At 43.4% G+C, this 15,685-nt stretch carries 18 protein-coding genes; all 18 read right to left on the bottom strand.

Annotated elements, in window-relative coordinates; all coding sequences use genetic code 11:
• Window positions 1-1,215 carry a tryptophan synthase subunit beta gene (trpB, locus tag O0550_RS15060; RefSeq protein ID WP_096887333.1) on the bottom strand — a complete coding sequence of 405 codons (1,215 nt, stop codon included), beginning with the start codon at window positions 1,213-1,215 and terminating at the stop codon, window positions 1-3.
• On the bottom strand, window positions 1,187-1,888 hold the full coding sequence (locus O0550_RS15055) for a phosphoribosylanthranilate isomerase (protein ID WP_181749140.1): 702 nt from the start codon (window positions 1,886-1,888) through the stop codon (window positions 1,187-1,189). Before O0550_RS15055 ends, trpB begins: the two co-directional genes overlap by 29 nt.
• Window positions 1,885-2,706 (bottom strand): indole-3-glycerol phosphate synthase TrpC, encoded by an 822-nt coding sequence (gene trpC, locus O0550_RS15050; protein ID WP_258426728.1) that lies wholly within the window; start codon window positions 2,704-2,706, stop codon window positions 1,885-1,887. The genes O0550_RS15055 and trpC overlap by 4 nt, the downstream gene beginning before the upstream one ends.
• Window positions 2,696-3,721, bottom strand: a complete 1,026-nt coding sequence (gene trpD / locus O0550_RS15045; RefSeq protein ID WP_258426727.1) for an anthranilate phosphoribosyltransferase — start codon at window positions 3,719-3,721, stop codon at window positions 2,696-2,698. The genes trpC and trpD overlap by 11 nt, the downstream gene beginning before the upstream one ends.
• A complete protein-coding gene (trpE, locus tag O0550_RS15040; RefSeq protein WP_101668036.1) occupies window positions 3,715-5,259 on the bottom strand; it encodes an anthranilate synthase component I in 1,545 nt (514 codons plus the stop codon). The genes trpD and trpE overlap by 7 nt, the downstream gene beginning before the upstream one ends.
• Window positions 5,260-5,526: 267 nt before the next feature.
• On the bottom strand, window positions 5,527-5,898 hold the full coding sequence (gene aroH / locus O0550_RS15035) for a chorismate mutase (protein ID WP_003338561.1): 372 nt from the start codon (window positions 5,896-5,898) through the stop codon (window positions 5,527-5,529).
• A complete protein-coding gene (gene aroB, locus O0550_RS15030; protein ID WP_003341696.1) occupies window positions 5,895-7,004 on the bottom strand; it encodes a 3-dehydroquinate synthase in 1,110 nt (369 codons plus the stop codon). Before aroB ends, aroH begins: the two co-directional genes overlap by 4 nt.
• A complete protein-coding gene (gene aroC / locus O0550_RS15025) occupies window positions 7,004-8,167 on the bottom strand; it encodes a chorismate synthase (protein WP_003341697.1) in 1,164 nt (387 codons plus the stop codon). The genes aroB and aroC overlap by 1 nt, the downstream gene beginning before the upstream one ends.
• Window positions 8,168-8,288: 121 nt before the next feature.
• The gene (locus tag O0550_RS15020) at window positions 8,289-8,456 is read right to left on the bottom strand and encodes a hypothetical protein (RefSeq protein WP_003338558.1); all 168 of its coding nucleotides are present in this window, start codon (window positions 8,454-8,456) and stop codon (window positions 8,289-8,291) included.
• Window positions 8,457-8,545: 89 nt separating this feature from the next.
• Window positions 8,546-9,325 (bottom strand): CheR family methyltransferase, encoded by a 780-nt coding sequence (locus O0550_RS15015; protein ID WP_003338557.1) that lies wholly within the window; start codon window positions 9,323-9,325, stop codon window positions 8,546-8,548.
• Window positions 9,326-9,441: 116 nt separating this feature from the next.
• Window positions 9,442-9,885, bottom strand: coding sequence for a nucleoside-diphosphate kinase (gene ndk / locus O0550_RS15010; RefSeq protein WP_258426726.1), 444 nt, complete (start codon window positions 9,883-9,885; stop codon window positions 9,442-9,444).
• Window positions 9,886-10,114: 229 nt separating this feature from the next.
• The gene (locus tag O0550_RS15005) at window positions 10,115-11,080 is read right to left on the bottom strand and encodes a polyprenyl synthetase family protein (RefSeq protein ID WP_163244396.1); all 966 of its coding nucleotides are present in this window, start codon (window positions 11,078-11,080) and stop codon (window positions 10,115-10,117) included.
• A gap of 9 nt (window positions 11,081-11,089) precedes the next feature.
• The gene (locus O0550_RS15000) at window positions 11,090-11,950 is read right to left on the bottom strand and encodes a menaquinone biosynthesis protein (protein WP_101668034.1); all 861 of its coding nucleotides are present in this window, start codon (window positions 11,948-11,950) and stop codon (window positions 11,090-11,092) included.
• A complete protein-coding gene (locus O0550_RS14995) occupies window positions 11,943-12,554 on the bottom strand; it encodes a UbiX family flavin prenyltransferase (RefSeq protein ID WP_022583870.1) in 612 nt (203 codons plus the stop codon). The genes O0550_RS15000 and O0550_RS14995 overlap by 8 nt, the downstream gene beginning before the upstream one ends.
• Window positions 12,551-13,420 carry a UbiA-like polyprenyltransferase gene (locus O0550_RS14990; RefSeq protein WP_003341705.1) on the bottom strand — a complete coding sequence of 290 codons (870 nt, stop codon included), beginning with the start codon at window positions 13,418-13,420 and terminating at the stop codon, window positions 12,551-12,553. The genes O0550_RS14995 and O0550_RS14990 overlap by 4 nt, the downstream gene beginning before the upstream one ends.
• 35 nt (window positions 13,421-13,455) lie before the next feature.
• Entirely contained in the window at window positions 13,456-14,175 is a 720-nt protein-coding gene (locus O0550_RS14985) for a demethylmenaquinone methyltransferase (protein ID WP_003338550.1), read from the bottom strand.
• 3 nt (window positions 14,176-14,178) lie between these two features.
• Window positions 14,179-15,009, bottom strand: coding sequence for a heptaprenyl diphosphate synthase component 1 (locus O0550_RS14980; protein ID WP_003341709.1), 831 nt, complete (start codon window positions 15,007-15,009; stop codon window positions 14,179-14,181).
• A gap of 153 nt (window positions 15,010-15,162) precedes the next feature.
• Window positions 15,163-15,666 (bottom strand): hypothetical protein, encoded by a 504-nt coding sequence (locus tag O0550_RS14975; protein ID WP_003338548.1) that lies wholly within the window; start codon window positions 15,664-15,666, stop codon window positions 15,163-15,165.
• Window positions 15,667-15,685 lie beyond the last annotated feature (19 nt).

Here is a 15,685-nt window from a genome sequence, read left to right as displayed (position 1 = left end):
TTAATTCTCCTCCTTGTTCAGATGGTTTTGTAAGGTATGAACGTCTTTATCCCCGCGTCCAGAAAGGCATACAGCGATGATTTGATCGGCATTCATTCGCGGAGCGCGCTTTATGACCTCCGCTATAGCATGAGAGCTTTCCAAGGCAGGTAGTATCCCTTCTAATTTCGTAAGCAATTGGCAAGCCTCTAAAGCTTCCTGATCAGTAATTGCCACATACTCCACTCTGCCGCGGTCTTTTAAATAAGAATGCTCGGGACCAACACCTGGGTAATCAAGTCCAGCCGAAATGGAATGAGCTTCCTGCACCTGTCCATCATCATCCTGCAACAGATATGTTAGGGAGCCATGAATAATACCTGGACGTCCTTTTGTTAATGTTGCCGCATGCTTGTCTGTATCCACACCTTCTCCTGCTGCTTCTACTGCAGTCAATCTCACCTGATCCCCCACAAATGGATAGAAAAAGCCAATGGCATTGCTCCCTCCTCCGACGCATGCGATAAGTTCATCAGGTAAGCGCCCAAGCTGCTCCAGAGATTGGGCTCGTGTCTCTGTTCCAATGATTTTTTGGAACTCCCGCACCATATAGGGATATGGATGAGGTCCCATCGCCGAACCAATTACATAGTAGGTTTCTTCTACATTACTCACCCAATAACGAATTGCTTCATTGGTAGCATCCTTTAACGTGGCTGTTCCTGATGATACTGGAATAACCTCTGCTCCTAAAAGCTTCATCCGAAAAACATTTAACTCCTGGCGTTTAATATCCTCTTCTCCCATGAAAACCTTGCAAGAAAGTCCAAGACGCGCGGCTACAGTTGCACTCGCTACCCCATGCTGGCCAGCTCCTGTTTCGGCAATAATAGCTTGCTTCCCCATTCGTTTAGCCAGTAACGCTTGTGCCAAGGCATTATTTAATTTGTGGGCGCCTGTGTGATTTAAATCTTCTCGTTTTAAGTAAATGTGTGCCCCTCCCAGATGCTCACTCAGACGTTCAGCATGATAAAAGGGAGTCGGTCTTCCCGAATAAAAGCGAAGAAATTGATTTAATTCTGCATGAAAGGTCTCATCCTCCAACGCTTCCACTAAGCTTTTCTCCAATTCGATTAATGCCTTCATTAAGGTTTCAGGAACAAATCTGCCCCCATATTCACCAAATCGACCTGATCGTAGGACAGAATCATCTCGTACATTCGTAGCTTGTGCCATGCTGCTTCACCCTTTCCGCTAAAATTGTTATTTTGTGAGCATCCTTTTCACCATTGGTCTCTACACCGCTGGAAAGATCAATTAAGGCTGGTGCATATTTGCTAAGTAAAGTCTCTACATTCTCTATTGAAATACCACCAGCAATGATTGCTTGTAAGGGAGCTACCATTCGTTGCAAATCAGGAATGTGTTCCCAGGCAAATTTTTTACCCGTACCTCCCGCTTGTTTTGGATCATGCGTGTCAAATAAGTAGGCTTGCACACTATTTTTGTAGGAGGCAAGCTTTTCTATAATGGAATCACTCCCTGTCCCGATGCCAATCGCTTTCCATACAGGCTTGCCAAAGCGTTTTTGGGCCATTTGACAAAATTCTGGCGTTTCTTGGCCATGCAATTGGATCACGTCCAGAGGGACCTGATTCATTATGCGATCAAGCTCAGATACATCTGGATTCACAAAAACCCCTACTAGATGCGGGAAAGGTCTGTTCATATTTTCTAAAACCTCTGCATCCGCTGAAGTCTTAGCCTCTGCAACCAGAGTCCTTGCCTGCTCTACTGTCACCCGACGCTTACTTTCGGCAAACACCAAGCCTGCATATTCCACGCTAAGCTTCTGCAATAAGACCAGTGTATTCGCGTCTTTTATCCCACAAATTTTTAAGGCGGTCATATTGTGTCACCTCGTGAAATCACCTGAGGCTTCATATGTTGATCTTGCATTAGCTCACGAACGGCTCGAACCACGTCCTGCTGACGCATGAACTGCTCACCTACTAAAATGGAGCGCGCTCCTGCCATCCCGACTAAATGAACATCTTCCGCTGTCGCTAACCCACTCTCACTTACGACAGGAATGCCGCTAGGAATCAGCTTCAAGAGATCTACGGAAGTATTTAGATTCGTGGTGAAGGTTCGCAAATCTCGATTATTAATGCCGAGCAGCATAGGCTCTACTGCCGACATCACCTGCTCTAATTCCGTTTGATCATGAACCTCTATTAGCACATCTAGTCCGATCTCTACTGCCATTTGATAAAAGTGCTTGATTTGTTCAGAATCCAGAATGGCTGCAATCAATAAAATAGCATCCGCTCCACTCACTCTTGATTGAGCAACCTGATATTCATCAATAGTAAAATCTTTGCGTAACAACGGCTGAGGAACCAATTCTTTGATCATCTGTAGATACCTTAGTTCACCTTGAAAAAACGTTTTGTCCGTTAAAACTGAAATCGCATCCACACCAGCTTCCTGATAAGACCCAGCAATAGCGGCAGGGTCAAAATTAGCACGAATGATGCCTTTTGACGGAGAAGCTTTTTTTACCTCAGCAATTAGGCTTACCTTCCGAGGGCTTGTGGTAAGAGCGTTGACAAAACCGCGAGTAGCTGGCAGTGCTTTCATCTCCGTTAGCATCTGTTGAAGACTTGTTCCTTGACGCAGGGTCGCCACTTCTCCTTTTTTTTGCTCCACAATTTTACGAAGCATGATGAACCCTCCTCATGACCTGACGTAGTTGTTCAAGCTTACGTATTGCATTTCCATTGTCGATCAGCTCAGCAGCCCGGATGACACCCTTTTGTAAGCTACTTACGTTATCCGTGAGGTACAGAATGGCACCTGCATTGAGCAGCACAATATCGCGTTTCGCACCCCGTTCACCTTTAAAAATTTGCTCTAGGATTAGCGCGTTCTCTGCTGCATCGCCCCCTGCAAGCTCTTCGGAGGTCCCAAGCCTCAACCCTAACCGCTCCGGGTCAAGTCGATACGCCGATACCTCACCATCTCTTAATTCAGCTACTTCGCTTTCCCCTGTAATCGTTAGTTCATCTAAACCGTCTAGTCCAGCAACAACCATGGCTCTGGATACCCCTAACTCACTTAATGTCTTGGCAATCGGAACCAGCAATCCACGATCGTACAAGCCTAATAACTGGCGATCAGCCCGAGCAGGATTGGTTAATGGCCCCAGTAAATTGAAGACCGTCCGTATCGCCAGCTCTTTTCTCGGTATAGCCGCATGGCGCATTGCTTCATGGTATAGGGGCGCAAATAAGAAGCAAAGGTTGGTTTCTTCCAGACATTCTCCCGCTTGCTCAGGCGTCAGTTGAATCGGAATCCCTAGTGCTTCTAACACATCAGCGCTACCACACTTGCTAGAAACGGCACGATTTCCATGTTTGGCTACACTAACACCGCCACTAGCGGCTACAATGGCTGAGGCAGTTGAAATATTAAAGGTAGAAGCACCATCTCCCCCAGTGCCGCATGTATCAATCACGTTTTGCTTAGCAACAGGAAATGCTTTAACCCGTTCACGCATCGCTTCTGCAAAGCCAATCAATTCTTCAACCTGTTCACCTTTTACCCTGAGTGCCGCTAAAAATGCTCCGATCTGTGCATGTGTTGCTTTTCCATCCATGATTTCACCCATCGCTAATCGAGCCAGCGTACGATCTAGATGTTGCTTTCGGGTAATCTTATCTAAGGAGGTCGTTAGCATAACGCTACCCCCTTTGGTTGAAAATGCAGCTCTGCCTTTTCTAGAGCTTTGACCATTGCTGCTGCCTTATTCATTGCTTCTTGATATTCTAGCTCCGCTACTGAATCAGCGACAATGCCGCCTCCTGCTTGTATATGCACATGATTTTGTGTAAACAACAGGGTACGAATCGTAATGCAACTGTCTAAATTTCCAGTAAAGCTGAAGTAACAAATCGAGCCTGCATACGTGTGACGAGCGTCTTGCTCCAATTCTGCAATGATTTCCATCGCTCGCAATTTAGGAGCGCCAGATACAGTACCAGCAGGAAAAGCGGCAAGAAGAGCATCAAAACAATCCAAATCTTCACGCATCTCTCCTGACACATCTGAGACAATATGCATCACATGCGAATAACGGTCTACATGTAAGGGGTTTTCCACCTTTACCGTACCGTATGTAGAGACTCTCCCTACGTCATTGCGGGCCAAATCAACTAGCATATGATGTTCCGCTAATTCCTTTGGATCAGCCAGCAATTCTTGCTCTAACGCCAGATCCTCCTCGATCGTTGCTCCACGTTTGCGAGTTCCAGCTATCGGACGAACCTCAACCTTCTTGTTCTGAACCTTTACTAGCACTTCCGGTGATGCTCCTACCAAAGTCGCTGATCCAAATGGTAGATAATACAGGTAAGGAGATGGATTCGTCGTTCGTAGCATCCGATAAACGGCAAATGGATCCACATCCGTCTTCATCGTCATGCGTTGAGATAGAACAACCTGAAAGATATCTCCGCTGGCAATATAATCTTTTGCTTTAGCGATCATGGTCTTATACTCTGAGAGACTCATGTTACTTTGCAGGCTGCTGGTCTCTGGCTTTTTGACCGCTTCGTCTAGCTGACTTAATTGATATTGCTGTAGCCTTGTGTCCTTCGGTATAGGTGTATGCAGGATGTGATCACGTAAAGCGACCAATCGGGCACTAGCCTTTGCATACTTTATCTGCAACGATTCTTCTGTGTCCTCCTCAGAAACTCTAATGTGAACCATGCATTGAATTTCTTGCTTTGCATGATCATAAACCAGCATTTCATCTACAAAAACGACATGCATATCCGGGATATCAAGCGGTTGGTTCTGATGCTTAGGCAATTGCGTCTCTACATAGCGCAATGTATTATATCCTAAATATCCGATTGCTCCTCCTGTTAACGGTGGAAATTCAGCAATGGATGGCGCTCTATATTGCTGACATAATTCTCGCAGTACTTCCATGGGATTGCGGTTATACTGCTCTCGTTCCCCCGATTCTTTAAGAAGCGTCACCTGCTGGTCTATCGCTTCTACTCGCAAAAAGGGGCGTAGTCCTATAAAGGAGTACCTAGACCAGCGTCCTCCCCCTTCAACACTTTCTAGTAAAAAAGCTGCTTGTTCCGTACATTTTTGATACAAACTGATCGGCGTTTCCTGATCAGCTAACAAAGTAAGGCGAATGGGAATAAAATTGTGTGTAGATGCATAGTGCTGCACCTCTTGAAATGTGGGCTCTAACATGGACAACACACCTCTCTTCTTTTGATAGAAGAGGATGGTCGTATAGAAGATGGGATAATATGTAAGACAAAAAACACCCAGGAAAGAGTCCTGGGTGTTGGTTTATAGCATAACGAAACCAGTCTCAGCTCTCCTCGTCTCATACAACCTATCTCTTCTCAACTCTACTCGGCTCTCGACTAACTTACTAACTTGCTCGTAACTACCTTCATGCTCTGAACTTGTAAAACTTGCTCTTACTTTACAAAACCTAGCCCCTACTGTCAACTATTCTTTTACTAAATCTGGGCGTAATCGAATTGCTTCTCCTAGAAAAATATGCGTAATTTCATGTGGAGACTTGTCAGTATTGATGTGAAGCATAACACGAATACAATTTTTTAAACTCCCAGCCACAGGAATTTCTTTTGCACACATCAGGGGAACATGCTCCCATTTTAAAAACTCACGGGCAGCCTGAGCTGGAAATACAGCATCCAGCTCCTCGGTCATCGTGATTATAGCACTTGCTATATCGTCAGTTTCAATTTTATTTTGATGAATCATTTCACGTAAAAGCTCTGCTGTTGCCTCTAAGATTTCACTTTTATCATTTCGGATGACCGTTGTTGCCCCACGGACTCCTCGTACCTTACTCATTTTTGTGATTCCTCCCACTCTTCGCTCATAAACCGTAGTACATCTTCCTCTTTTACCCTAGGCACGATCTCTACATGCTCCATAGATGTTGGCAAAACAAGTGTAAGTGTACCTGCTACGCCCTTTTTATCCAAATGCATTGCCCGTAAAACATCTTCTGGATGCAATTCTTTTGGCCATTGAGTTGGGAGTCCAAAGGCTGCAAGCACTCTTTTTGTACGTTTTGCTACACCTTCTGGCGACATTCCAATGGATTCTGCATAACGGGCGGCTAAAACCATCCCAATCGAGATTGCTTCACCATGATTAAGCTGACCGTAACCTGTTAACGCCTCAAAGGCATGACCAAAGGTATGACCTACATTTAAGGTCATGCGAATATCTTGCTCAGTTTCGTCTTTGGCTACTACCGCCGCCTTCACAGCACAGCCGCGATAGATGGCTTCACTAACCAGTTTTGCATCCAATTCCATTAGGCCTTTTGCATGCTCCTCCAACCATCCAACAAAGCCCTCATCTGAAATCAGTCCATGCTTGATCACTTCCGCAAAGCCAGCGGAGATTTCTCTGCGAGGCAATGTTTGCAGAGTATCCACATCATAAATAACCATCAAGGGTTGGTGAAAAGCCCCAATTAGATTTTTGCCCAAACGATGATTAATCGCTACCTTGCCACCTACCGAGCTATCATGAGCCAATAAGCTTGTGGGAATTTGCACAAAATCAATTCCACGCATATATGTAGCCGCTACAAAGCCTGCCAGGTCACCTACGACTCCACCGCCTAACGCTAGCACGACAGATTTACGATCAAGTCCTGCCTCAATAGCAGCTGTCATCACCTCTTCATAAACAGCAAACTGCTTCGCTTTTTCACCAGCTACAACAATATGGGAAAAAACCTGGTATCCCGCTTGTTCTAGAAGAAGCTGCAACGGCTTCAAATAATGCTGCGCCACATGAGCGTCTGTAATGAGGAATAATTTTTGAGAGACTTTGATGTTTGCCTCCTGCAATAGGGCAGGTGTTTGGCTCAACAAACCTGCCCCAATATGAATAGGATAGGTTCTTTCATTCAAGTCAACTAGTAACGTACGTTTTTCCATTAGAATCTCTCCGTATAAGCTCGATATTCTTCCACGTTTGCCACCATATCGTCTAAAGCATCAGACGGGAACTTCTCACACATGGCACGCGCTATTTCCCAAGCAACAACTGCTTCGGCAACTACACTTGCTGCTGGTACAGCACAACTATCTGAACGTTCAATAGTTGCTGCAAATGGCTCCTTCGTATCAATATCTACACTCATTAACGGTTTATATAAAGTAGGGATAGGCTTCATTACACCTCGCACAACGATAGGCATTCCAGTGGTCATACTACCCTCCAAGCCGCCTGCCCGATTCGTTTTGCGACTGTAGCCTTTTCCTTCTGTCCATTCAATCTCATCGTGTACCTGAGAGCCTGGCAATCCTGCCGCTTCAAAACCGATTCCGATCTCTACTCCTTTAAAGGCCTGAATGCTCATAATAGCTTGCGCCAATCTTGCATCCAGCTTGCGATCCCATTGCACATGACTACCTAAACCAATCGGTACACCTTCCACAATTACTTCTACAATTCCGCCTAAAGAATCGCCTTCTTCTTTAGCACGATCGATAAGCTCCATCATTTTTTTCTCTGCATCAGGGTCAATGCAACGTACAGGTGAATCCTCTGTTATTTGCATTAGCTCATCTAGGGACAATTCACGTTCTTGGGCCACTACCTGTCCAATCTGCTTAACATGCCCAGCTACCCGAATACCGAATTGGGATAACAATTGACGTGCCACCGCACCTACGGCTACGCGCATTGTCGTTTCCCTCGCACTAGAGCGCTCCAGAATATTTCGCATATCCCTTTGGTGATATTTAATAGCCCCATTCAAGTCAGCATGACCAGGACGCGGACGTGATACACGACGACGTGCTTCATCCTCTTCTGGCACAGGTGTAGCACTCATAATTTTTTGCCAGTGGGTCCAGTCATTATTCTCAACAACCAACGTAACAGGAGCCCCCGTTGTATAACCATGACGAACACCAGATACGACCTGAACAGTATCTTTCTCAATCTGCATCCGGCGACCTCGGCCATGCCCCTTTTGGCGACGGTGTAATTGTTTGTTTATTTCGTCAAATGAAAAGGGGAGATTGCTAGGAATTCCTTCAATAATAGCTGTTAATTGTGGTCCGTGTGACTCTCCTGCGGTTATATATCTCACTCTTCTCTCCTCCAGTCAAATCCTTTAACACTTTTAAGCGATATAATATCATACATAGCCTAAGATGAAAACAAAAATAGACAAAATGCTTCTCACAATAAGGAGAAGCATTCTGCCATCTCTATAGATGATCGATTGTTATCAGTCGATCAGCCTGCTCACGATAGTAGAGTCGCTTCTGCATTACTAGGTTTTCCAGCTGGCGAGTTTCCGCTCCTAGAATTTGTCCGCACTCCTGCAAATTGATGAGCCCAAGTCGATACGCTTCAATCACCTTTGATTTATCCATTGACTCATTGCCTCCATCTGGAAATGTTTATCTTCCTAGTAGCTATTGTTCAATAAATAAATCATTGGTATACATCTTTCATTACGATTTTACAGTGTTTTTTTGTAAAAAAACGTATCTTCTACTTCAAACTGATATTGTTGCGGCTGGAAAATTTGCTCTGTGCTTCCCACAAACAATACGCCGCCAGGGCGTAGGGCACGACTAAACTTTTGATATAATTCATGCTTCGCTTCTTCTGTAAAATAAATCAAGACATTTCGGCAAATAATTAGATCAAAGCCTGTATCAAACGACTCCGCAAGCAGATTATGCTTTTTAAAGTTCACGGCATTTTTAATTTCTTGATCTAAACGATAAGTGAGCTGGTCCTTATGAAAATATTTCTGTAATAAATCTTTAGGGCAATCTTGTAAGGAACGCTCCAAATATACACCCTGCTTCGCTTTCGCCAGCGCTCCCTCGTCAATATCGCTAGCAAGGATGCTAGAGGACGCTAGTAATTGCTTTCTTTTTAACACAAGTGACAGTGTATACGGTTCTTCTCCCGTCGAACACGCTGCGCTCCACACCTTCAAACGACGGGATTCTGCATATAATCTTGGCAAAATTTTATTTTCGAGCGTCTCCCATCTGCCTGGATTTCGGAAAAACTCTGAAACATTTATTGTCATCCGATCCAAGAATTCGTAAAATAAATCCAGATCTTTATTCAGGGCCTCAAAATACGCGACAAAGCTGTTATATCCGCGCTTGATTCGTAATGAGGTTAATCTGCGTTTCATTTGTGCTTCTTTATATAACGCTAGATCAATCCCTGTTTTCTTTTTAATCAGTGCAATAAATTGCAAGAAGTCTTTATCCTCCACTGTGTGTATCCCCCTTTTGCCTTACTCCAAGCCATTCGTTACACTATTCGTCAAATCCTGCTACGATACGAAAAAAAGACCTTCAAAAGAAGGCCCTTCTTACGAAATTTGTCATTTTAGATCCAACGAGCGATCGTTTTTTCTACGGAAACGATTTCATCCTTTGAGAACCAAAGACCAATTTCACGCTCTGCACTTTCAGCAGAATCAGAACCGTGAATGATATTCATGCCTACAGATACTGCGTAATCACCACGGATCGTACCAGGTGCTGCATCTGCTGGGTTCGTTTTCCCCATCATGTTACGGGCAGTGCTAATCACCTTGTCGCCTTCCCATACCATTGCAAATACAGGACTAGAAGTAATGAAGTCTACTAATTCACCAAAGAATGGACGCTCTTTATGTTCAGCATAATGCTCTTCCGCTTTTTCACGGCTCACATTCATTAGTTTAGCGCCAACCAAAGCAAAGCCTTTTTTCTCAAAACGGGCAACGATCTCTCCTACAAGATTACGTTGTACGCCGTCTGGCTTTACCATGATAAAAGTTTTTTCCATTCGAATGCCCTCCATACCTCTATGTAGAAAATATTTGTACCAACGAAAATTTTATCAGAAGAAAGCCGTACAAGCAACCGATCAATTGCAGAAACTTCAATAAATTTGATCGATATGGAAAAGTTGTTATTTTCATATAGTAAGAGGCCTGCATCTGTTAATTATGCAAATCCTCCCTATACATAAAGCCCCTTTCCCACAAGAAAGAGGCTTCTTCATCAACTCTGGATTAAAATTTACGCCCACCAATATAATCAGCAATTTGTAGTAATGATTTTTTGGTCGGAGATGCAGGCAGATCTGCTAATGCTAGTTTTGCTCTTTTTAGATAGCGTTCAGCCAACGCTTGTGAATAAGCAATTCCTTCTCCCTGATGAATCAGCGGAATTGCCTGTTCAATACGAGAGTTGATATCACCCTTACGAATCCACTCCTGAAAGACATCCTTTGTACTGCCCTGATAAGCGCTATAAAGAGCTGGCAAAGTGACGTTTCCTTGACGCAAGTCACTTCCCGCCGGCTTACCTAGCTGTTTTTCTGTTCCTGTAAAATCTAGAATATCATCTGTAATTTGAAAAGCCATTCCAACATTATACCCAAAATGGTACATACGGCGCACGACATCTGCCGATGCATTAGTCGCAACTGCGCCAAGCTGACAGCTAATCGCAATTAAAAGCGCTGTTTTGCGTTTAATCCGGCGGAGATAATTGCGCAAGCCCTGATTCCAATTCCCCAAATCACGAACTTGCTCAATCTCTCCTTTACACATCTCCACAATAGCTTTGGAGAGAATCTGATGGATCGCTGGATTAGGTAATTGCGTTACGATACCTAAAGCTCTTGCCAGTATGTAGTTTCCAGAATACATCGCCACTCGATTGTCCCATTTCGTGCGTACGGTGTCTTTGCCTCGGCGCTTGTTTGCATCATCCACCACATCATCATGAACAAGTGTAGCCATATGAATAAGCTCAAGCGGTACAGCTACTTGAGATAAATTTTGCACATTATAATCACCAAATTTCCCCGCTAGCAACACAAAGACAGGGCGGATTCGCTTTCCGCCTGCCTTCAGAAGATGGGTAGAAGATTGGTAGAGTTCACGAGACTCTGGATTAATGGCTCGTTCCAGTTCTCGTTCGATATATGAAACATCACTTTTTACTTGCATATAGATATCGACCAGATTCATTTCATCCACCTAACTCGTTGACATAGTAGTAATGTTGTCCGTTGCCCAAAATGCTACTTTCACCGGCTTGGGCAATAGACCAAGATCAGCCGTGCAAGCATAGTAATGTTCCAATCCCATAATTTGTTCCTGCGTAAAATCATGAATGAGTCCAGTAAAATATCCTTCCCAGAAAGATACATCGCCACCAAAATGCTGGTGAGCATACTGAACGATTTCACTACAATCGGCATGACTCTTGTTTTTGCTATGAACAAACTCCTCATGAAGCTGATGCAACAATTTACCATGTGTTTCAACAGCTTCTCTGCGAATGGCCCATACAGCAAACGTCATTGGGTATCCTGTATGCTCATACCACAGCTGTCCTAAATCGTACACATAATATCCCAGATCCTGCTGACGGGCTAGAATTGCTTCATCTCCAATGAGCAGGGAAGCATCGTGTTCCTCCATCATCGACTTGATATCAGGGCGCATTGTGGTGTATTCAAGACTCATACCCTTAAATTTTTCCAATATTACCCGCAACAAATTAACAGAGGTAGCAGAGGTATTCGTTAATGCAATACGAGCTTGATCCAGTTGATCAATCGGACGTTTACTAAATAAGAAAATAGAACCTACAGGACCTTTAGCACCAACACATACATCTGGCATTAGCACATATTGATCTTCATGTTCCGCGTAGCTGAAGGAGGATATAGGACCTACGTCAATGATCCCATCTGCCATAGCTTTATTTAATTGTGCAGGATATTGCTGGATAAAATCAGCTTTCCCCAAAAAGCGGTCTAAATTTACATAAAAATAGACAGGAAGCGTGTTTGTATATAAGATTTGTCCGACCTGTAGTTGTCTTTTACTCATGGCCCTCTCCCCATCTCGTAAACAAATGATTTTCCACATCAAGTTGGTCAAGTGCTTTGCCAACCACGAAATTCACTAGGTCATCAAGTGTTTGCGGGCGTTGATAGAAACCAGGCATCGCAGGGAGAATCTTAACTCCGATACGGCTTAGTTTCAGCATATTCTCTAGATGTAGCGCGTTAAAGGGTGTTTCACGTGGGACCAGCACGAGCTTGCGTCCCTCTTTAATCATTACATCAGCACAGCGTTCTAATAAATTACCGGAAGCACCGTGAGCAATACCCGAAAGTGTTCCCATCGAACATGGGATAATAATCATCCCATCACTCTTATACGAGCCACTTGCCATCGGACAATTAAAATCTCGCAGCGTCCAATAATGAAGCTCGCCTGCAGAGTATTTCTTAAAATACCCTTGTAAAAACGTCTCACGTTCATCCACAGCAGGTGCAAAATCCAATTCGTCATGAAAAACCTGCCAACCAGCTTCTGTTATCATCAAGTGAACCGTATGTCCAGCTCTTAGCAATTCTTCAACTAGTCGAATTCCATATTTGGCACCACTTGCTCCTGTTATGCCTACACCTAATTTCATCTTTTTCATAGAATCACCAAGTCCAGAACAGTAAAGCAGCATATCACTACGCTAAAAATACCATTCATTGCAAAGAAAGCAATTTCAATTTTAGACAGGTCGTTATGTTTAACTTGACTGTGCTCATAGAATAAAATCGCTGCCCCAGCAATAATGCCGACAAGAAACCATACGGAAAGATTAGTCGTCATATACATCAAGAGAAGACCTAGAATGGTTAACAAATGACAGAGACGAGCAATTATCAGTGCATTCTTAATTCCAAACCGACTAGGGACAGAGTAGAGACCTTCTTTAACATCGAACTCTGTATCCTGACAAGCATAAATAATATCAAAACCGGCTGTCCAGATCATGACTGTAAAGAACAGTAGCATTGCAGTTCCATCTACTTGACCTGTGGTTGCAATCCAACCGCCCAATGGCCCGAATCCAAGGGCTACACCTAAGATAAAATGACAGAGCCACGTAAATCGTTTGCAATAGGAATATAAGACTAATACAAAGACTGCAAGTGGTAAAAGCTTAACTGCTAATGGGTTTAGTTGCCATGCAGCAACGAATAAGACCAAGAAAGAAACAATAATAAAAAGAAGAACTTCCGTGACAGACAGCAATCCTGCCGGAATGGCACGCTTCGCTGTTCGCGGGTTTTTTGCATCAATGACACGGTCTATCAACCGATTTAGTGACATCGCTGCGCTTCTTGCCGCTACCATCGCTATCGTAACCCAGAAGATTTCTCCCCAGGTAGGCCATGTACCTTCTATAATGATATTGCCTAGTACTGCCCCAATAAAAGCAAATGGCAACGCAAAAATACTATGTTCAAATTTAATCATTTCGAGAATGATTTTCACTTTATTAAAGACCATTTTGACTTGCACTTCCATTCTATTTTGCGGATAGGCTATGGATTTTTCGTACCGATATGCAGGGCAGAGACACCGCCCATAAACAATTTTACCTGTACATGATCAAGCCCCGCTCTTCTAAACATCTCAGCCAGCTCTTTACTGTCAGGAAAATTTGTAAGGGACTGAGGTAACCAAGCGTATTCTTCATACTTATTAACTACCATTTTAGCAACAATTGGTAGCATTTTATAGAAATAAAGATAAAATAGCTTACGATATGGGATAAATGGTGGCTTCGATACCTCTAAAGACACAACCTTGCCCCCTGGCTTTACAACGCGTGTCATCTCGTTAAGCACCGTTTGTACATCGGGCACGTTGCGTAGGGCAAATCCAATCGTAACAAAATCAAACGTATTATCTTCAAAGGGCATTTTCATGGCATCAGCATTCACTAATTGCACTTGACTTAGCCCTTCCTTTTCGACCTTGTACGCTCCTACATTCAACATATTTTGACTAAAATCAAGCCCTATTACTTTCCCAGTAGGACCTACTGTTTTGGCCAAGCTAATTGTCCAATCACCAGTCCCGCATGCAACATCCAGACAAGCATCTCCTGGCTTCACCTGCATTTGGTTCATCGTATACTTGCGCCATGATGAATGGCTGCCAAAACTGATGACATTATTCATACGGTCATATTCATTCGCGATGCTCTCAAAAACGGAATGTACATATTCCGCCTTCGATGGTTGTCCATTTGTGTTCAAAGCCTACATCTCCTCTGCCCGCTTTAACCGTTGTACGCGATTGGTATAGCGGGAAGTCATCCACGCTAACTCGCTTTGTGTGTCGCCCGATTTTAAGGTAACGATCAATTGCTCACAGATATGCAATAATTCCATGACTTTCCCTTCAATCATTTCGACTGCATTGGCGATTGTTGAGCCTGGCTTCTGTAGCAAAAATTGTGTCAAGCCGTTTGGAGCTTGCTCTTGCCATTGTAACTGCTCCCATTCCCCGATCAGTTGTTCAAAGGCTGAGGTCTGTTCAAACAAGCTGGTCCAAAATTCGCGTACAGAGTCATTTTTTGCATATTTGTCTACAAAAGCTACATAAAGAGCCGTATCAATCTTTTTGCGCAAGCTAAGATACGTCTCCTGTGTCAATTTATTTTCTTTCTGAGCAATATATAGCTTCATTTTCGTTTCGTGAGCAAGCTGATTACCTACAGCCAAAACTTGAATTGCTTCAATCTCATTAGCGTCAGCGAGTATATTATAGTAAAGACTACTGTAGTAATCCCCCGCTAAAACGGTTAACTGTCTATTACGTTCGGAAACCAGCGTTTTTTCATAATGATTCCGTACGGTTTCATGTGTATCAATGCCCAATTGTACGAACCCAGTCGCTACCGAGAGTAGATGAGCTCGTTCTTTTGTGAAGCCGTTCTCATGTAAAAAGAAGAATAAGAGAGCGAGTCGATTTTCAGCCATAGCTGGGACATCCACATATTGTTGAATATATGTTTGTTGTATTCGACCTTGAATTTCTTCGATGATAGCTTTTAATTCCTGTGAATATGCATTTCGATCTGTGCCCATTATGCCTCCTCCATTTAAAGCGTTGAAGCTCCATCACTGTCCCCATTTTTTACAAAGAATGTAATGTTTTTGAACACAAAAAAATGGTACGCAGTAATCCATCGCCATACAGTATATCACACTTTTAAAGGAAGGAATAATTTTCTGCTGTAATCAAGTTGCTTCTTTAACAAAAAAATGCTGCTTTACATACTGCTCTGCATCGCTTAGTTCAGTTGGGCTTTTCCATTTATCTTCTTGTCCCATTTGCGCTCGATCTGCTTGGATCAGAAGCGTAGCTGGGCTTTGTGCTTTTTGTTCATTGGATCTAGTGAATTGGAGGGTGACATGCTTAACATTCGTCGTCTTATTCATCAGTACATAAACAATTGAATAGGCATCATGATACATGAGGTCATTTACTTTCTTGTGGTCTTCAGGCAAGGACAGCGTGAGCATGATGGAAGGCTGATCCCACTCTACATGACTTATCTTATAATGAGTTTCCAGTAAAGTAAATAAATCCACAAGATTGTGTGAACTTACTGTAAGTCTAGGAAATTCTCGAAAGGTTGGGACGTCAGCGACAGGTCCTTTTTTTGTAAAAACCGGCAAAACGGACAGCATCAGTGATAAACCTACTGAAATCATCATTGCAAATAAAAATCGCCGTGGCATTTTATGCATTCCCCCTTTT

Origin of the sequence: Brevibacillus halotolerans (genome assembly GCF_026891775.1) — a bacterium.
GTDB classification, from domain to species: Bacteria; Bacillota; Bacilli; order Brevibacillales; family Brevibacillaceae; genus Brevibacillus_B; species Brevibacillus_B halotolerans.
Note: the sequence above shows the minus strand (reverse complement) of the source record. Positions and strands in the feature narration are given on the sequence as shown.